The following is a 19,552-nucleotide window of genomic DNA, read 5'->3' on the forward strand; positions in this document are numbered from 1 at the left end:
TAAATCTGCAATTATTTCTTATAATTTGAATATTCATTCGAAGTAATTATTTCTGCGTTACGCCCCAGTATTCTAATACTCATCGTGGTTTCTTCTTGTAAGGGGAGATACTGATCAGTTTTTTCAATGTAGATATAAGTAGTATTTACCATCATATAATCGGCTTTGAAGACCTTAACCTTAAAGGGCTCCTCGCTTATGACTTCCGATCGTTCCAATCTTCCATTTTTCTTGTTAATGTAAAGCGTAACGGGGAAGTCTTTCATGAAATTATTGTCTGCCACCAAAGTGGAGGTATCGTAGTGGTAAGATACAATCAGGTAGTCAGCATCGTCTTTTAAAATCCGGTATGAGGTGCTGTCCGGCTTAGCAATAGGAATTTGTTGATTATGTTCCTTATTAAATAGTTTTTTGTCGGTTTTAGATGGAGCTCCGCCGTTCACACTTACAAGTTCCCACCGCTCGGCTGCATTTTTTGCCGGATGATACTTTTCCTCGGTAACTTTTTTTTGACCGCCGGTAATTAATGTCGCATGCACTGTATAAGAATAGTCCGCAGCGTTTTGCTTTGCATTTGAGTCAAGGATTATTGTTGAGATATTATATTTCTTAAATGTCTCGATCACCGCTGACTTTTGCGCGAATATGAAAGATTTGCCCATTAGAAAAGATGAAACCAGTATTAGTTTTTTCATAAAAATTCTATCGGTTAATATACTTTAATCCTGATTTTGTACGGGTTTTGATCAGGTTATATTTATAAAAATATACTTTGATTTGAAAGATAACAGTCCCGCATTGCCGTACTTTTAGCCATTTTCTGTAATTCGTAAATCAATTTCCCTATTTTGAAAACACAATTATACGTGAATCCTAATTTGCAGGCTCAAAAAACAACCGTCACATTTACAGGGCGTTGCTCAAATAAAATCAGTTATTCACGAGATGAAACAATTATTCCTGGGAATCTTTACACTTGCGACTTTTTCTTTGCATGCGCAAAAAAATATTTTTTTCGACCAGTCTTATTGGAAAACAAACCCCGATCTGGCTTCAGTTCAGGCAGAGGTAACAAAAGGCAACAATCCTTCCGAATCCAACAGAATGGGAATGGATGCAGTTGTATACGCCATCAACGCAAAGGCATCGCCTGGTGTCATCAAATACCTGCTGGATCAAAAAGGCAATGAAGTTGATAAGCTTACCCACGATAGCCGTACCTATTTGTTTTGGGCAGCCAGCAAAGGAAATACCGAAGTGATCGAATACCTGATTTCCAAAGGAGCAAAATTGAATGTAGAAGATAGCCACGGTATGACGCCAATTAGTTTTGCTGCAAGTTCCGGACAGGCCGATACAAAAGTTTATGACGCACTTTTAAGGGCTGGAGCAAATGTTAAAGAACGCAATAATGACGGCGCCAGCTTGTTGTTGTTAGCAATACCAAACGACAATGATTTGTCACTGACAAACTATTTTATATCCAAAGGTCTTTCATTGAGCGATGTAGATGCGGCCGGAAACACTGCATTTAACTATGCGGCAAAAGCTGGCAACATCAACCTTATGAAAGCGCTTATTCAAAAAGGTGTAAAGTACAGTGATAATGCAATGATCATGGCTGCACAGGGAACCAGGGCAAGTGCCAACGGAATAGAAGTTTACCAGTTTCTTGAAACTCTGAAAATTAAACCCAATGCAATTAACCGTAACGGTGAGAACGCATTGCATTATGTTGCACGTAAGCCAAAACAGGAAGAGATCATTAAATATTTTATCTCAAAAGGCGTGGATGTAAATCAGGTTGATAAAGATGGCAACACTGCATTTATGAATGCCGCTGCAGCTAACAGAGATACAGCAACACTAGAGTTGCTTGTTTCCCGTGTAAAAAATATCAACCAGGTAAATAAAAAAGGTGTTTCTGCTTTGGATATGGCTGTGCGCGGCAATTCTGCGGATGTTGTTGCCTTGTTGATTGGTAAAGGTGCAGGCATGAACGCTGTTGATGCAGACGGAAATAACCTTGCTTATTATCTTATCCAGTCTTACAATCCGCAAGCATTCGAAAGAGGGGCTGCCAACGGCGGTACAAGGGCAGATGATTTTGGTTTGAAGCTAAAACTGTTGCAGGACAAAGGCTTCAACTTTACCGCTCCGCAAAAAGATGGAAATACATTGTATCATCTCGCAGTAACGAAAAATGACCTGTCGCTTCTTAAGCGTATTGAAAAACTTAATGTGGATGTTAACGCAAAAAATAAAGAAGGGTTGACTCCGCTGCATAAAGCTGCAATGGTTTCCAGGGATAATGAAATTCTGAAATATTTGTTATCAATAGGTGCACAAAAAGAAGCAACGACTGAGTTTAAAGAAACGGCTTACGAGTTGGCAAAGGAGAACGAATCTTTTTCAAAAAATAATGTTTCGGTTGATTTTTTAAAATAGTATAGATGAAGAATTCTTATAAGTTAGTTGTGATCATTGCTGTGTTGTTCTTACAGGTTGTTACAGGATACGGACAAAAGGGTGGGAGTATAAAATATAAATGCATGGTGCAAATGACCAACTATATGGGCGAAGGAGCTTATATAGTTGTGTCCCTCATTGATAGCAAAGGTGCATACGAGAAAACGCTTTATGTAATGGGTTCTGACAAAAAATGGTACAAGAACTTAAAATCATGGCATAAAGCCTTTTCACAGAAACCATCGAACATAAGTGCTGTTACCGGTGCTTCTGTGGCAAGTGGTGATCGTAGTGTGACGATATTAGAAATTGAAAACGCGAAAATAAATGCTGGCTATAAACTGAGATTTGAAACAGCGGTAGAAGATAAAGCTTACAATGAAAAGGACATTGAAGTTCCATTGACTGCCGAAGGATTATCTGTAAAAACTGAAGGAACAGGTTATATACGCTACGTTCGGTTTAGCCCCAATAATTAATTTACAACATGACGATTTCTGTATGGAGATACAGCCACTTTGCCCTGGCTGTATCTTCTTTTATTTTTATAGCCCTTGCAGCAATTACCGGCATTATGCTGGCTTTTGAGCCAGTAGTAGAAAAAGTGCCAACGTACAGGGCTGCTGGTTTTAATAAGATCACCGTTGCGGAAGTCGTTCCTGCAATGAAAAAGTCTTTTGCAGAAGTAACCGAGCTTAAAGTTGATGCCAATCAGTTTGTTCTTGTGAAAGGTGTTGATACAGCCGGGAAAAATATTTTTGTTTATGTAGATCCGAAATCCGGAAAGTTATTGGCTTCAGTTCCTAAAAAAAATGAATTCTTTCAATGGGTAACTGATTTTCACCGCTCTCTTTTCCTGCATGAAACCGGCCGGCTGTTTGTGGGTATTACAGCTTTTTTACTTTTGTTGATCGCTATATCGGGTACGGTTTTGGTAATTCAGCGTCAGCGCGGTGTTAAGCGTTTTTTTTCAAGAGTAGTTAAAGAAAATTTTGCCCAGTATTACCACGTCGTGCTGGGACGCTTGTCACTCATCGTTATTTTGATCATCGCACTAACGGGCACGTATTTGTCATTGGCCCGGTTTCATGTATTTCCTGAGAAGAAAATAGTGCACAAGATCAATTTTAATGAAATAAAGTCAGAGCCGGCAATTCCTGCTGAAGCTTTTGCAATCTTTAAAAACATTCCCCTTTCGGGCGTTCAATCCATTGAGTGGCCTTTTTCAGATGATCCAGAAGATTATTACACGCTTAAGCTAAACGATCGTGAAATAGTGGTCAATCAATTTACAGGGGAGTTGCTTAGTGAGATCCGTTATCCGGTTACAGAGATAATGGCTAATTTTAGCCTTGATCTGCACACCGGCAGAACAAGTGCAGTTTGGGCTATCATATTAGCGATAGCGGCTGGTAATATTCTCTTTTTTATCTATTCCGGATTTGCAATAACATTAAAACGAACTGCAGGAAAGATCAGGAATATGTACAATGCAGAAGAATGCCGTTTCATTATTCTTGTCGGATCTGAAAATGGCAGCACTATGCGTTTTGCAAAAGCGGTGCATCAGCAATTGATAAAAAACGGAGAGACCTCATTTCTTACTGATCTGAACCGCTATAATGTTTTTCCAGGGGCTGAACATATCGTTATTCTTACTTCGACATATGGATTGGGGGATGCACCTGCTAATGCAAAAAAGTTTGCCTCACTTCTTTCAAAACATCCGCAATCTAAGCATGTGAATTTTTCTGTGGTGGGTTTTGGCTCTCATGCATACCCTGACTTTTGCCGCTTTGCATTTGAAGCCAACAACCTGCTGGCGGAACAATCCTGGGCTGCCCCGTTACTCGAGATTCATACGGTAAGTGATAAGTCTCCGGAGCAATTTGGACAGTGGTTTGAAACATGGTCACAACAAGCTGGCTTACCTGATCTCGTATTGCCTGAGAATTTTCAACAAAAACCGGCAGGCTTGCAACGTATGACGGTAATGGAGAAAACTGAACTAACACATAACGGCGGTTCGTTTTTAGTTAAGCTGAAACCATCCTGGCTTGCAAGATTTAATTCGGGTGACCTGTTGGCAGTTTATCCTGCAAATGATCACAGGGAAAGATTTTATTCTATCGGAAAAATTGATAGCTTGATTCAACTTAGTGTGAAGCTGCATGAAGGAGGGGTAGGATCCGGCTATTTGTATGGACTTGTTGAAGGGCAGGAGTTCGAAGCAAAGATTATTTCCAATGCTCATTTTCAATTTCCGCAAAAAGCGAAGAAGGTTGTGATGATATCTAACGGTACCGGCATTGCGCCGTTCCTTGGTATGATTGATCAGAATGGCAAAAAAACGGATTGTCATTTGTACTGCGGATTTCGTGATGCAGCATCTTTCGGGCTTTATAAGGAAAGCCTGGAGAATAATCAGCAAGAGAAAAAACTGGCCGGATTACATGTCGCATATTCCCGGGAAGGAAAAAAACAGTACGTAAAAGATTTACTTGTCCGTGATGCGGAATTTATTGCCAAAGTACTTGCTGATAATGGTGTGCTGATGTTATGTGGATCGCTGGCAATGCAGCACGACGTGATAGCATTTCTGGATGAATTATGCAAAGCAAAAAATGGGAAAAGCATCAGCTTTTATCAGTCGCACGAACAGGTGTTGATGGATTGCTATTAACGCTTTTTCGGCTGACTATAAACGCAGTTTTTTCCTGAGCTTTAAATTTTTAGAAGTGATAACCTGTCCATCGTCGGTGATCATAATGCAACTGTAATCAGGATATTGTTGCAGTAGCGCAAGTCCTTTGTCTTTGCCCAACACCATAAGTGATGTGCTAAAACCATTGGCTGTTTCTGTGCCTGGCCCAAACACCGTTACACTCGAAAGGCCTGTTACCGGATAGCCGGTGGAAGGATTGATGATATGCGAATATCTCCTTCCGTCAAATACTACAAATTTTTCGTAGCTGCCAGACGTTGTTACAGAGCCTTCGCGCAGCGGAACAACTGCGAATAGCTTATCATTGTGAAACGGATTTGTGATACCAATGTTCCAGTCCTTACCATTCGGTTGCTTGCCCCAGGTACTCATATCACCTGATCCATTTACAATACCTGCCTTAATTCCTTTGACAATCATCATTTCCCTGCATTTATCTGCGGCGTAGCCTTCACCCAGGGCGCCAAAACCAATTTTCATACCCGGTAGCTTTAAAAAGATAGTGGAGTTAATACTATCGAGGATGATGTTTTTGTAGCCCACTTTTTCCACTGATTTTTTAACGGCTTCGGGCGAAGGCATTTCCGTCATTGATCCGTCGAATTTCCATATCCTGTCCATTGCTGCAAAGCTTATGTCAAAAGCACCGTTTGTTATTTCGGAAAAATGAATGGCTCTTTTTGCGAGGTCAAAAACTTCTTTGTCCACCTTAACAGGCCGGATGCCGGCGTTACTGTTGACCTGTGAGATCTGTGTTTCGGGCTTCCAATCTGATATGAGGTATTCTATCCTTGTGACTTCACCGATTACAGTGTCGATATAACGTTCTGCAGATAGAGAATCGTTTGCTACGATGGAGATGTCAAAGCGGCTGCCCATCAATTTCACTGTTCTTTTTCGCAAGACCTGAGCGTTGACAGTGCATACAATGCAAAGAAACAAACCTGGCAGAAGATATTTCATAACGGGCGATTGTTGTAACCAATTCGGCGCAAGTTATTGTAAGTGTTGGATTGTGGGATGGCTTTATAATAACTTTTGCGCGATTTTATCAAACACACAACAGAAAGTGGATGTAACAACGGCCATGGATTGATGTAGCCGCAGAATTTGCTGAGTAACAGAAGCTAATTATTATAATGTTTGCACTGCTGGTTGTTGCAAAACCCATGGCTGTGCTTTTTTTGCGATGAAATAAGCCATAATAATATTCGGTACCCAGCATAGCCAGGCTACAAATAGGTAAGCTTTAATGAAGTCATGAAACAACATGGTTAATAATGGAAGATAAATCCGTAGTGTAACCGCCGCAAAACAAGCTGCATAACTATAGATCATCATTTTTTGATGCAGGTTAATGTTGCCGGATCTCACTGATGTGTATGCTATAAGGGTAGTTGTAAACCAAATTGCTCCGAGGCTCATAAATCCGGAAGAGGCTATCATTCCCCCTGTGGCGTATGTTGCTATGTAAATACCTGCAAGCGAACTAAGCAGGACACATGTTACATAAATTTTACCAAGCATACGATGAATCTGCATCCTAGTCAATCGAAGACGCCGGTTAAATTGGGGCCAGCCCGTGAGCAGGGCAATGCCGCCACCAACGATGTGTATGTAAAATCCAACATTGTATAATGCGCTTAACAAAAGCGTATCACTTTTAGATCGCAACAGGCCGAATCTCGTTCCGAAAATAAAATATGCAACCGGGTAAAGGCTGACAATTGTGGCAAGGATGGCAATTGCAATTTTTGAAATTCTGAGTGTCATAGTGCAGCTTAAAGGTTGTGGTGTTGGATAAAGTTACAGAATAATATTTTTTGTGTAGAGGCCGGATTTCGCCATCATGTAATGTCAAAGGTAAAAGCGTCAATTCTGCGCCCTCTGTGAAAATAACTCAATGAGCTTTGTGGTAAAAATCTGTGCTTCCGTGTCTCAGTTGCCACACAAACCCAAAACTCATTTTTAATCTGTACAAAAGTCAAAACGACGTATATTCATGCTAACTGATTGTCTTTCTAAAAACGCATTGCTTTATCATTTGTCAACTTAACCATACAACCAGCATATCATGCAACACAAAACCATTGCCTGCTTTATTTTCCTCTTCACCATATTGTTTAACACACACAAATCCTCCGCGCAGGTTCCTGCAGGTACAAATGTGGATGAGTCGAAAGTAAAACCATATACACTACCCGACCCTTTGCAAATGCAAGATGGAAAAAAAGTAACGAATGTAAATGACTGGAACAACATACAGCGCCCTTATATCTATCATTTATTTGAAGAAAATGTATACGGAAGAATTCCCCGGATAAAATTGACCCAAACATTCCGCGTGCGCGAAACAGGCGATGCAATTGGCGGCTTGGCCACACGCAAACAGATAAGGATTTATTTAAGTACCGCCGATACATCAGCGTTTATTGATCTGCTGTTGTATTTGCCAAAGAGTAAAACAAAAGCTCCTGTGTTTGTCGGTTATAATTTTAACGGTAATCAAACGGTGCAAGCTGATCCGGCGATTTTTATTTCAGAGAACCCATTACGCGACTCCCGGTTAAAAAATGCAGATGGTACAGCAAGTGATTCAACGCGCGGTATAGCTAGCAACAGCTGGGATGTGAAAAATATAATTAAAAATGGTATCGGCTTAGTTACAGCATACTACGGAGATATAGAAGTGGATACAAAAGATGGCTGGCAAACCGGTATAAGAACCAAACTGAAAGATGAGCTGAAAATACAACCGGCTGAGTGGAGCGCAATCAGTGCGTGGGCCTGGGGACTTATGCGTATTATGGACTACCTGGAACAGGATAGTAACATAGATGCTAAACATGTGGCGTTGTTTGGCCATTCCCGGCTGGGTAAGACCGCCTTGTGGACCGGTGCCACTGACCAGCGTTTCGCAATGGTGATCTCCAATGAATCTGGCGAAGGCGGGGCCGCGCTTGCAAGAAGGAATTATGGAGAAACAATAAAAGATCTGAATGAAAGATTCCCGCATTGGTTTGTAGGGAAATACAGGACCTATAACAACAACGCCAGCGCTATGCCTGTTGATCAGCATATGCTGTTGTCGTTAATAGCTCCGAGACCGTTGTATGTTGCAAGTGCAGAAGATGATCAATGGTCCGATCCGAAAGGAGAATTTTTGAGTGCTGTAAATGCGGCGAGTGTTTACGCTTTGTTTGGAAAGAAGGGATTAGGGACTGATAAAATGCCGCCACTAAATACCTCCGTTGGTAATACCATTCGTTATCATGAAAGAACAGGTAAACACGCCGTTACCGAATTCGACTGGCAGCAGTATATTAAGTTTGTGAATGAACAATTCAAATGAGGCTGGATTAATTGATAATTGAAAGTCATTATTGTCCGACTAAAATCGACATAAAATAGCCTGTAACACTTTGCTAGCAAAGGATACAAGGCAAAAAAACAGTATTCAAAAAGCGGGGTAGCACCCCTCTTTTTTTTATGGTGAAAAAGCTATTGATGTTCCGTACATTTTTCTCCATGCTTTATAAGAGTCCTTAATAAATTCGAATAGATCTATATAACTGGTTAAATGTAATCTTATAACGGTAATCATATTAGCGAAAGATTTCTTTGTTGCAGATTTCTTTCTTATAACCACCATCAATAGTTGTGCTATTAGTACACAGTATACCTGCATTTTGATGGCATTAGGACTTTCGCCCCAAAAATACCGCAACGGAAAGTTCTGCTTTAACTGTTTAAAGAGTAATTCAATCAGCCAGCGGTTTTTATAGATTGCTGCAATCTGTTCAGCTTTTGCAGTAAAATTATTAGTAACGAATACATACTCCTTCCCTTCGTCTGTTTTGTAAATGATACGCCTTAGCTTTAAACGACCCAAATTCTTATTTACCTCCTTAACTGCTACCGTAATGTATTGTTCTTTAAGCACGCCTTTAGCCTTCTTTCTCTTTGTTACGTCCTTTAAAACTTTTGTCACATGAAAATCTGCGTTTTCCCTCATGCGTGTAACAAACCATATCTGCAACTCCGTCCATTTTGCATATAGAAGATGTACATTATAGCCTTTATCAAATACCAACCAGCTTTTGGGCCGTAATTTCAAATCATATAGAAATTTACGGTCATTTTCCTTTGCTTCGGTAATTCTTGCAAACTCTGTTACTCCGCTAAATGCATCCATCATTGCATGCACTTTGATGCCTCCTTTTTTACGCGATCCGTCTTTTGGATTGCGGCCTGCCCCCTGAAGCATATCACTAAATAATTGAATAGTAGTGCTATCAATAATTTTCAGATTCCGAATGCTTAATCCCTTTAACCGGCTGTCCGAGATAAAACTATGGTAACGCTTGAGCAATTGCTGATAAATAGTCTCAAAGACCTGATAATGCCGATTCGTATTCGCGTTTGATAATGTGCTACGTGCCGGAGCGTGATCTAACCCTAAATGCGACAGTTTGCCTTCACATCCCAGCAGCCCCTCACAAAGCTCCCGCAAACCATTGCAATAGCTATATACACCATACAACAAGCTTACTAAATGTACACGCAAAGGCAGCTTTTTATAGTATCTGTTAGACCTATGCTTCTTTCCGGCTGCATTAATTAATGACGCTGGAATCAAATCTAATATCTGAGATAAATCGGCTGTCCGACAAATTTTCTAACTTCGCTCATTAGTTAAAGTTTTTGTGTGGTAACTCAAACTTAACTAATCGAGGCGGCTCTTGATGGGCTGCCTTTTTTTTATTTTTTGAGAGATTTTAGTCGGACAATAGTGATTGAAAGTTGAAAATTGATAATGAAGGGAAATCTCTGTGGTTCTCCGTGTCTACTCCTGTATTCCTCTGTGTAACTATTATAGATTTCAAAGACGGCAATTGTAGATTTATTTAACGTGGTTTAATAGCCACTGAGCACTGAAACACGGGATTTATTCGCACATTCGCACATCTGCACATTCGCACATTCATTTTCAACTTTCAATTGAACAAATTTTCTTAACCCTAACATAATACAACCCTAACGTATAAAAGCTGGATTTTTGCGCGGAATTTTACCCGAGAGCAACCATGAGTGACATTGAAGCACTTACACAAAGTGACCAGTCTGTGTTCAACCGGCTGTTTGATGAGCATCACAAACCGTTGTATTATTTCTTTATAAAATATACCGGTTGTGCTGAAGATGCAGAAGATCTTGTTCAGCAGACATTCATCAAAATATGGCAGGGGAGAGCAGGCTTATCCTTACAATATACTTTTTCCCAGCAACTATTTAGTGTGGCCAAAAGCTGCATGATAGATCATTTCCGCAAGCAACAAAAGCAAACTGCGCTGCGTGTTGAATATCTCGCTGATGCCAACACAAAGGAGCCGTCCGTTACCATAACAGACTTCGATCTGGAACATCGCATCGATAAGGCTATCGAGCATTTACCACCCGGTCGTCGCAAGGTCTTTCGCATGAGTCGTATTGAAGGCTTCACTTACCAGGAAATTGCCGACCAGTTATCCCTCTCCGTCAAAACTGTCGAATCGCAGATACACAAGGCGATAAAGCAGTTGAGAAAGGCGTTGAATATTTTTTAGTGAATGGTGAAATAGTGAATGGTCAATAGTCAATAGTCAAATGTGCATCATCATACGCTGATTCGATGCCTTACCAGAAGCGAGCATAAAGCAAAGAATATCAAATGAGATCATAAACGTGTAGGCAAATTCTCCAGCTGCCTGCATCTTTCACCATTCACTATTGACCATTGACTATTGTTACCAAATTGTTACCCGTAAGGGTTCCCCATTTTTTCATCGTAGTACATACAGAAGAGTAACATGATACTTACCAGACAAGCACTAGACCGCTTCTTACAAAATACCTGCAGTGAGCAGGAGGCTGAATACGTTCGGCAATACCTGTCACGCAATCCGGAGATAGCAAAGGTGCTGCTTGAAAAGGAGGGTCCGGAGGTATATGAAGGACGAGAGTTGGAAGAATCTGTAAGTAACAGGATGAAATTGTTTATTCATCAGCAAACAGTTCATCGCGCCAGAGTGAGAAGGCTAGTAAGAATGGCTGGCGCAGTAGCAGCTTCTTTATTGATCATTGTTGCTGGTATGTTCTGGTACAGAACTGCAAATAACGCATCGCCGGTTAATATTGCGGGAAACATTGTGAAAGGGAATCCACTGTTCTACCAAAATCAAACAAACACCACGAAAACCGTTTGGTTGGCAGACAGTACAAGAGTGCTTCTTTATAGTAATGCAACGCTGCAGTTGGATACGGTTTATAATCAAAAAGACAGGCGCATAGAGATGACCGGGGAAGCTGACTTTTTTGTAGCTCATAATAAACAAAAACCTTTTGTGGTGAAGAGTGGCGCGTATACAACAACTGCATTAGGAACAGCTTTTAAAGTTGTTTCGGGCAACGCGCATAAAGCCATGACCGTTAGGTTGTTTAATGGAAAGGTGAAAATTGAGCATATTGATAGTTTGGGCAAAAAGCTTCTTGCGGTACTAAATCCGGGAGAGGAGGTAATGGTTCAGGATGGATTCGCAACAGTAAAAAACAGGAAGATTATTCCTGAAATAAAAAAAAGAACGCAAAGTAGCGTGCCAAACGGAGGATCGATAGTTGCCACCAGGGGGGGCTTCAGTGTAGTTAAGATGGCCTTACCATTGGTGCTGATGAAATTAGAGAAAGAATATCATGCATCGATTCAATTCAATGAAAGAGAACTGGCGGGCATAAGTGTGACAGCAACATTCAGTTCAAAAGAAACTATTACATCAATACTAGAACAGATAACGTTACTAAATAACCTCAATCTCTCTAAAAACGAAACGACCTACTTCATAACAAAAGAGTAATCATGTATTTATTACTATAGCAAAAACTCCTGGGAAGGGAGAGGGCAATGTATTGTCCTAACTAACTCAAGAACCAAACAGAACAATTATGAAACATTGGCTAACCGTCATGCTCTTATGCGTGAGCATGTGGTCTTTTGCCCAGACGCAGCCCCTGTCTGTAACGGGTATTGTAAAAAGCGAACAGGGTGAATTATTGGAAGGCGTTACCGTTGTTGCACGGCAGGGCAATACAGGCGGTAACAAAAGCATTACGACAACTAATGCAAAAGGTTATTTTAAGTTCGCCGGACTTCCACAATCAGCACACTATTCATTTTCCTTCTCTTATGTCGGCTACCAGGCACATGAATTGAATGATTATGAAGTAAAGCAGGGTTCAACGCTTAACCTTATTGTGCAGTTAAAGAAAGGTAATGACAGTCTTACACAGGTTGTTGTTACAGGTTACGGAACCCAGAAGAAAGTAAACACAACCGGTGCCGTTGATCAGATCGGTGCCGAATATTTTGAAGACAGGCCAATGCCTAATATTACGCGCGGCTTGCAGGGTGCTGTTGCCAACCTGAATATTAAAATGACGGATGGTAAGCCTACACGTAGTGCAACATACAATGTTCGCGGTGCTACTTCTATCGGCTCTGGCGGTAGTGCACTGGTGTTGATTGATGGTGTTCCCGGTGATCCTGCTACTTTAAATCCTAATGACGTAGAGAGCGTGTCAGTTTTGAAGGATGCATCATCGGCGGCCATCTATGGTGCAAGAGGTGCGTACGGCGTGGTATTGATTACTACACGTTCTCCTAAAAAAGACAAGATGCAGGTTACTTATAGCGGTAACTATTCTATTAATGAGCGTACAACAACACCAGATCTTGTATCTAATGGTTACGAATGGGCAAAGAACTTCGATGAAGCTTTTTATTCATGGAACGATTATTTGTCTCATCCGCAAACAATCAACTCTCAGCTAGGATTTTCATTGGCATATCTCGATTCACTGAAAGCCCACAATGATAATCCTTCTTTGCCGCAAACAACGATCGATCCGCAAACAGGAAAATATCAATATTTTGCAAATACTGATTGGTTCAAAGAACTGTATAAGGACAACAATCCTTCTACTGAACATGCCATCAGCGTGGGCGGCGGAAGCGACAAGGTGAGTTACCTTGTTAGCGGACGTTATTACCACCAGGATGGGATCTTCCGTTATAACAGCGACAACTTCAACCGCTATAACCTGCGTGTAAAAGGAAGTGCTAAAGTGAACGACTGGCTTACATTAAATAGTAACACAGACTTTAGCAGCTACAACTACCGTTATCCATTGACTTCAGTAGGCGGTGTTAACGCTGTGTGGAGATTGATGGCGGTTACAGCGTTCCCCGTGTCGCCAATGTTGAACCCTGATGGAACCATGTCTATCGTTGGTGCTTATTCCATCGGTGATTTCTACTATGGTAAAAGTTATTCAGAAGCCAGGCAGAATTTTATTCGTAACACGCTGGGCTTTACTGCTAACGTTATTAAAAACAAGTTTACCATCAAAGGCGACTTCTCTTATCTCTTCACAAACACAACAGAGCAACGTAAGTTCTTCACGGTGCCTTATAGCATCAAGCCAAATGAGACCATTACTTCAGGTCTGAATTATCTGTCTAATGGCACGAATAACGAAAACTATTATGTTGCCAACTTGTATGGTGATTACGTACAGTCGTTCGGTAATCATACTATTAAAGTAATTGGTGGTTGGAATCTTGAATACGATCAGATTAAAAACAATTTTGCTCAACGCGATGGTTTGCTGGTTGATAATTTACCAGACTTTAACCTGGCCAGCGGTTTAAACTATAAACTTACCGGTGGTGGTACAGAATGGTCAACAGTTGGTTTGTTCTACAGGGCGAACTATTCTTTTAAAAACCGTTACCTGTTTGAATTGAACGGACGTTATGATGGCTCTTCCAAATTCCCGGAAAGCCAGCGTTTCGGCTTCTTTCCCTCTGCTTCAGCAGGATGGAAAATTTCAGAAGAATCATTTATGCAGTCTACCCGCGGATGGTTGGATAACCTGAAATTACGTGGGTCTTACGGTTCACTCGGTAATGGTAACATTGCTCCTTACTCGTTCATTGAAACCATCGGCGCCTCGACAAGCGGAACGATTGTTAACGGCGTATTCCCCGCGTACATTCAAAAGCCAGGCGTGTTGCCAAATGGTCTTACCTGGGAAAAGTCAACAACACTCAATGGTGGTTTGGATATCGAAGTATTACAGCGCAGGTTGTCACTTAGTGCTGATATCTATCAACGTAAAACAACTGGTATGATCACTGCCGGACAACCTTTACCTGCTGTTTTTGGTGCAGCAGTACCTAAAGGCAACTATGCTGATATGGTTACAAAAGGTTGGGAGCTGACATTGAACTGGACGGACAGAATACAAATGCGCAAACCGTTAACTTATAGCTTGCGTGTTACACTTGCTGACAACGTTGCTACGATCACTAAGTTTTATAACCCCAATAAACTGTTGTCTACCTATTATGAAGGGCAACGCGTAGGGGATATCTGGGGCTTTGAAACAGAAGGCTTCTTTAATTCTTCAGAAGAGATTGCAAAACACGCAGATCAGAGTTATTTCGTTGTGTCAAACAACAACAAACTATTGCCCGGTGACATCAAGTTTGCTGATAGAAATGGAGATGGCAAAGTAAATAACGGAAAGAATACAGTAACTGACCCGGGTGATATGCGTGTGATCGGTAATTCATCAATCCGTTTCCCGTATGGTATTACTGGTGGTGTTGACTGGAATAATTTCTCATTGTCATTTTTCTTCCAGGGTGTAGGACAGAGGGACTGGTATCCTTCAACTGAGGCTGCTTATTTCTGGGGACAGTCTAACAGGCCATACTCATTCCTGCCAACATTTAACCTGAATCGTTGGTCAGAAGAGAAGCCTGATCAAAATGCATATTTCCCCCGTTATCGTGGCTATACAGCATTGTCCGGTACCCGTGAACTTGCTGTGGCACAAACACGCTATCTGCAGAATGCAAGCTATATCAGGTTGAAAACATTAACCATTGGTTACTCTCTTCCTCAATCTGTATTGAAACGCATGCACATGACTATGTTCAGGATTTATGTTACAGGTCAGAATCTTTGGACATACTCACCTATGTACAAGATCACGAAGAACTTCGATCCTGAAGTGATTGAAGGTTCTGATCCTGAGATTAACTCTGGCGGTGGTGATGGTTTCTCTTATCCAATGCAGAAAAGCTATACCATCGGTGTGAATCTTAGCTTCTAGTGGAAAAATAACAGGAAACAAATTGAAACGAAGTCTCTAACCACAGATAAAAATCATCAAATGAAACAACGAATAATAACAGCCCTGCTCGTTTTAATGGCAGGCACATCATGTACAAAATTCCTGGATAAAACACCGTTGGATAAACTCACTCCGGACCAGGCTTTTTCTACTGAGAATAATTTACAGCTCTATATCAATTCCTTTTATACACAAATGTTGCCTGATGGCCCTGCGATCTATAAAGGTGACGTAATGGCTGATATCACAGTGCCCAATACAGTTCCTGCTTATGTTGCGGGAAGAGTAACGCCGATAGAAGCAACAGGTTGGACCTGGGATAACCTGCGTAACGTAAACTATTTCCTTGACCATTATGATAATCCTTCGATCTCAACCAAAGCGAGAAATCACTATGGAGGAATCGCTCACTTCTTTCGCGCATACTTTTACTACAACATGGTAAAACAGTTCGGCGATGTGCCCTGGTACAGCCATGCTTTAGCAGTAGACGATTCAGCGTTATACAAAGCCCGAGATTCACGTGCAGTTGTAATGGATTCAGTGTTGGCTGATCTGAATTTTGCTGTGGCCAACATTTATGATACAAAGGATAATTCTGCAACGCAGGTCACCAAATGGGTAGCACTGGCATATAAAAGCAGGATCTGTTTGTTTGAAGGCACATTCCGCAAATACCATCCTGAGGCAAAATTGAGTTCTTCAGCTGATAAGTTCTTGCAGGAAGCTGCGGATGCTGCATCTCAATTGATGAAAAGTGGTCAGTACAAATTACAGAGTTCGGGGGCAACGGAGAAAGATTATCGTAGCCTGTTTATTAGTGAGAATCCTGTTTCTGCCGAAGTGATCCTTGCAGCAGTATACAATAACTCTTTGAAAAAATGGCATGATGCAGCATGGTGGTACAACAGTGCAACTTTGGGTAATCGTCTGGGTCTCTCCAAGAGTTTTGTAAATACATATCTGGCGTCAGATGGTACTGCATTTACCAACAAAAGTGGTTACGATACTTTGCAGTTCCAGGATGAAGTAAAGAACAGGGATAAGCGTTTACAACAGACCATCCGTATGGGTGATTATAAAAGAACTGATGGATCTCCGGCTCCTCCTGATTTTACTGTAACCTACTCTGGCTACCAGATCCAGAAGTTCTCGCTGGATGACAAGTATTTTGATACCAGGACAGAAAGCTACAACTCAATTCCCATTATACGTTATGCAGAAGTATTGCTGAACTATGCGGAGGCAAAAGCAGAGTTGGGCACATTTACGGCCGATGATTGGAACAACACAGCAGGTGCACTGCGTACACGTGCAGGAGTGAAAAATAACGGACTGCCTGTTGACGTAGATGCTTACATGAAAGCAAACTTCTTCTCTGATATCTCAAGCCCGGTTATTATGGAAATCAGAAGGGAAAGAGGTGTGGAGCTGGCTTGCGAAGGCAACCGCTATGATGATCTGAGAAGATGGAAAGCCGGTAAATTGTTGGAAAGAGTATATGACGGGATCTATGTTCCTGCAAAAGGCCAGTTGCTGGATTTGAACGGAGATGGGAAATATGATGTTTGCTTTGTGGATAAAGTTCCGGCCGACAAAGTAAGCGGCGTCGTATATTTTCAGTTGGATAACAATACTTCTAAATTGTCACAAGGTGATAAAGGCAACCTGATCTGGTTAAGCAATATCACCAAGAAATACGAAGACAAAAAGTATCTCTATCCTATTCCTTATAACGAAATTATTCTCAATCCTAATTTAGTACAAAATCCCGGATGGGAATAACTGTTGGTGCAAGGCATGGCAAAAAGCCATGCCTTTTTTAAGTACGAATGATGAAGTACGAAGTACGCAGGTGCGGTTTCGTAGTTTTTCCTTAATAATTTCCCATTAGCCAGGGTTGAATGCAGATAGCAGACAGTCCATAGCTTAAAAATTCTCTCATGATAAAATCTATTGTTGCTGGCCTTGGCGTGTTGGCTATAAGCTTGCAGTTAAATGCACAGGAAGAAGAGCATTCCCGTAAAATGAACCTGCCCGATGTTCCCGGTTATTATACACTGAAGTGTGATTTTCACATGCATACCGTATTCTCAGACGGACATGTGTGGCCAAGTTTTCGTGTAAATGAAGCGCAGCAGGATGGGCTTGATGCTATTTCGCTGACTGAGCATATTGACTATGAAGGCCATCCCGATGAAATTACAAGAAACTACAATCGCTCTTATGAGATTGCGAGAGCGTCTGCTGCTAAAAGCGGATTGCTGATCGTCAGAGGTGCCGAAATATCTCCAAGGGTGCCTCCTTATCATAACAATGCGCTCTTTCTTTCCGATGCCAACATAATACCATCTCCGTATATGAAAGATTGGAAGAAAAAATTTGTAATGAAAGACAGCATTGCCCACGACGAGCTGATGGCGCCGTTTCTTGCTGTACAAAAGCAGGATGCATTCGTGAGCTATAATCATCCGGGCTACTCGTGGTGGGATAAGAAGGACACAAGCATCTTTACCGCCTTTCACAAAGAACTATTGGAGAAGAAAATTTTAAAAGGCGTTGAAGTAGTTAATTCTGGTGTTTATAACATTATTGCGCACCGCATTGCCATGCAATACAACCTGACCATGTTGTGTAATACGGATGAACATTATGATATGTATGCCCGTTACTATAAATCTCACAGACCAGTTACGCTGGTGTTTGCAAAAGAAAAGACAGAAGCGGCAATTAAGGAAGCACTAGAACAAAAAAGAACTGCCCTGTATTTTGGTGAATACATCATTGCCCGTGAAAAAGAAGCCGAGGCATTTTTCAAAGCGTCTTTAAATGTAAAAACAGAGGCAAAGGTTCGTAACGGAGAGCCTATTGCTATGTTGCGGATCTTTAATAAGTCAGATATTCCATATCGCGTCAAAGCCAGCACAGATTTTAATATAGAAGGATTTCCCTTGGGGCAGGCTGTGTTAACGCCACATGATACGACTACTTTTATCCTGAAGGCGATGTTCTCTTCTCCGGTTTCTACAAAACTTAAGATGGATGTCAATAATATACTTGTTTCACCGGATGAGCCTTTGCATACAAGTTTTGATCTTATCTTAGACGAGAAGAAAAAATAATTGGAAAGGAATTACAGGTAACTGTAATTAAGGTATTGCTAAAAGTAAAATTGTATATCATGATTCGACAGGCAGATCCTTTTTTGAAAAGCGCTTTTATTGGGTTGTTTGCTGTGGTGCTGGCCTCATCCGGCTGTAGTAAAAAACAACATTTGGCAGCATCTTCATCCGGAAGGAACGAATTGCGTGTAATGACTTATAACATTCATCACGCGAATCCGCCCTCAAAAAACGGCTATATAGATGTGGCTGCTGTTGCTAAAGTAATTAAAGAGCAACATCCTGATTTTGTAGCGTTGCAAGAGATTGACGTGAATACCAAAAGAAGTGGTTTGAATGAAGCTGCACAACTGGCGTCTCAAACAGGCATGAATTTCTATTTTGCCAAAGCGATCGATTACGACGGTGGATTGTATGGTGTCGCTGTTCTGTCCAAATTTCCACTATTGGACGGCCGTACAATTTCCTTGCCTACATTACCCGGCACAAAAGGCGAGCCTCGCGTTCTGGCAGTGGCCGAAGCAAGGATTTCAGACAATAAAACAATGTTGTTTGCATCCACACATCTCGATGCACAGAAAGATGATCAGAATAGGTTGGCGCAGATCCGTGTAATTGTTGACAGCCTGTCAAAATTGAACGGGCCAATTATCATCGGTGGCGATTTTAATGCAACGCCGGAAAGCGAGGTCGTAAAAATTCTTGATCAACATTTTACCCGCACATGTGTAACCGGTTGTGGCAACACCATTCCCCAAATCAATCCAAAGAAAACAATTGATTTCATCGCATTCCGCGGTGACGATAAATTGAAGGTAACATCGCACAAGGTGATTGATGAACAATATGCATCAGATCATTTGCCGGTGGTGGCAACGATTGGGTTTTAACCGGTGCGACGCGTAGAGACGTTGCACTGCAACGTCTCCAACGTGATCATGTTTTATATATTTGTTTCTGATGATACGACGAGACGTTGCATTGCGCGGAGACGTTGCAT

Annotated in this window: 14 protein-coding genes; 10 read left to right on the forward strand and 4 right to left on the reverse strand. The window is 41.3% G+C overall.

Annotation, left to right across the window (positions count from 1 at the left end; translation table 11 throughout):
• Window positions 1-11 precede the first annotated feature (11 nt).
• The gene (locus QTN47_RS23970; protein WP_369331979.1) at window positions 12-695 is read right to left on the reverse strand and encodes a hypothetical protein; all 684 of its coding nucleotides are present in this window, start codon (window positions 693-695) and stop codon (window positions 12-14) included.
• A 250-nt stretch (window positions 696-945) separates the two neighbouring features.
• On the opposite strand from QTN47_RS23970, the gene QTN47_RS23975 reads away from it, so the two are divergent.
• From QTN47_RS23975 to QTN47_RS23985, 3 genes are read left to right on the forward strand one after another with little or no spacing between them, the layout of a single operon-like run.
• The gene (locus tag QTN47_RS23975) at window positions 946-2,448 is read left to right on the forward strand and encodes an ankyrin repeat domain-containing protein (RefSeq protein WP_369331980.1); all 1,503 of its coding nucleotides are present in this window, start codon (window positions 946-948) and stop codon (window positions 2,446-2,448) included.
• A gap of 5 nt (window positions 2,449-2,453) precedes the next feature.
• On the forward strand, window positions 2,454-2,948 hold the full coding sequence (locus tag QTN47_RS23980) for a DUF2271 domain-containing protein (RefSeq protein ID WP_369331981.1): 495 nt from the start codon (window positions 2,454-2,456) through the stop codon (window positions 2,946-2,948).
• Between the two features lie 8 nt (window positions 2,949-2,956).
• Window positions 2,957-5,152 (forward strand): PepSY domain-containing protein, encoded by a 2,196-nt coding sequence (locus tag QTN47_RS23985; RefSeq protein WP_369331982.1) that lies wholly within the window; start codon window positions 2,957-2,959, stop codon window positions 5,150-5,152.
• 15 nt (window positions 5,153-5,167) lie between these two features.
• On the opposite strand, the gene QTN47_RS23990 is transcribed toward QTN47_RS23985, so the two are convergent.
• Both QTN47_RS23990 and QTN47_RS23995 read right to left on the reverse strand, forming a co-directional pair.
• On the reverse strand, window positions 5,168-6,157 hold the full coding sequence (locus QTN47_RS23990) for an FAD:protein FMN transferase (protein ID WP_369331983.1): 990 nt from the start codon (window positions 6,155-6,157) through the stop codon (window positions 5,168-5,170).
• 171 nt (window positions 6,158-6,328) lie between these two features.
• Window positions 6,329-6,967, reverse strand: a complete 639-nt coding sequence (locus tag QTN47_RS23995) for a DUF2306 domain-containing protein (RefSeq protein ID WP_369331984.1) — start codon at window positions 6,965-6,967, stop codon at window positions 6,329-6,331.
• A gap of 301 nt (window positions 6,968-7,268) precedes the next feature.
• Here QTN47_RS23995 and QTN47_RS24000 point away from each other — a divergent pair, with 301 nt between their 5' ends.
• The gene (locus QTN47_RS24000; RefSeq protein WP_369331985.1) at window positions 7,269-8,546 is read left to right on the forward strand and encodes an alpha/beta hydrolase family protein; all 1,278 of its coding nucleotides are present in this window, start codon (window positions 7,269-7,271) and stop codon (window positions 8,544-8,546) included.
• Window positions 8,547-8,681: 135 nt separating this feature from the next.
• Here the strand turns inward: QTN47_RS24000 and QTN47_RS24005 are convergent, their stop codons facing one another.
• Window positions 8,682-9,869, reverse strand: coding sequence for an IS4 family transposase (locus tag QTN47_RS24005; protein WP_369332075.1), 1,188 nt, complete (start codon window positions 9,867-9,869; stop codon window positions 8,682-8,684).
• Between the two features lie 412 nt (window positions 9,870-10,281).
• Here QTN47_RS24005 and QTN47_RS24010 point away from each other — a divergent pair, with 412 nt between their 5' ends.
• The 6 genes from QTN47_RS24010 (at window position 10,282) to QTN47_RS24035 (ending at window position 19,442) form a co-directional block, all read left to right on the forward strand.
• Window positions 10,282-10,800: an RNA polymerase sigma factor gene (locus QTN47_RS24010; protein ID WP_369331986.1), complete on the forward strand. Its 519-nt coding sequence runs from the start codon at window positions 10,282-10,284 to the stop codon at window positions 10,798-10,800.
• Between the two features lie 243 nt (window positions 10,801-11,043).
• Window positions 11,044-12,084 carry a FecR family protein gene (locus QTN47_RS24015; protein WP_369331987.1) on the forward strand — a complete coding sequence of 347 codons (1,041 nt, stop codon included), beginning with the start codon at window positions 11,044-11,046 and terminating at the stop codon, window positions 12,082-12,084.
• A gap of 88 nt (window positions 12,085-12,172) precedes the next feature.
• Window positions 12,173-15,409, forward strand: coding sequence for a SusC/RagA family TonB-linked outer membrane protein (locus tag QTN47_RS24020; protein WP_369331988.1), 3,237 nt, complete (start codon window positions 12,173-12,175; stop codon window positions 15,407-15,409).
• A gap of 60 nt (window positions 15,410-15,469) precedes the next feature.
• Window positions 15,470-17,215: a RagB/SusD family nutrient uptake outer membrane protein gene (locus tag QTN47_RS24025; RefSeq protein WP_369331989.1), complete on the forward strand. Its 1,746-nt coding sequence runs from the start codon at window positions 15,470-15,472 to the stop codon at window positions 17,213-17,215.
• A 158-nt stretch (window positions 17,216-17,373) separates the two neighbouring features.
• On the forward strand, window positions 17,374-18,552 hold the full coding sequence (locus tag QTN47_RS24030; RefSeq protein WP_369331990.1) for an Sb-PDE family phosphodiesterase: 1,179 nt from the start codon (window positions 17,374-17,376) through the stop codon (window positions 18,550-18,552).
• Between the two features lie 59 nt (window positions 18,553-18,611).
• The gene (locus QTN47_RS24035; protein ID WP_369331991.1) at window positions 18,612-19,442 is read left to right on the forward strand and encodes an endonuclease/exonuclease/phosphatase family protein; all 831 of its coding nucleotides are present in this window, start codon (window positions 18,612-18,614) and stop codon (window positions 19,440-19,442) included.
• Window positions 19,443-19,552: the final 110 nt, after the last annotated feature.

Origin of the sequence: Danxiaibacter flavus (assembly GCF_041060425.1) — a bacterium.
Taxonomy (GTDB): domain Bacteria; phylum Bacteroidota; class Bacteroidia; order Chitinophagales; family Chitinophagaceae; genus Danxiaibacter; species Danxiaibacter flavus.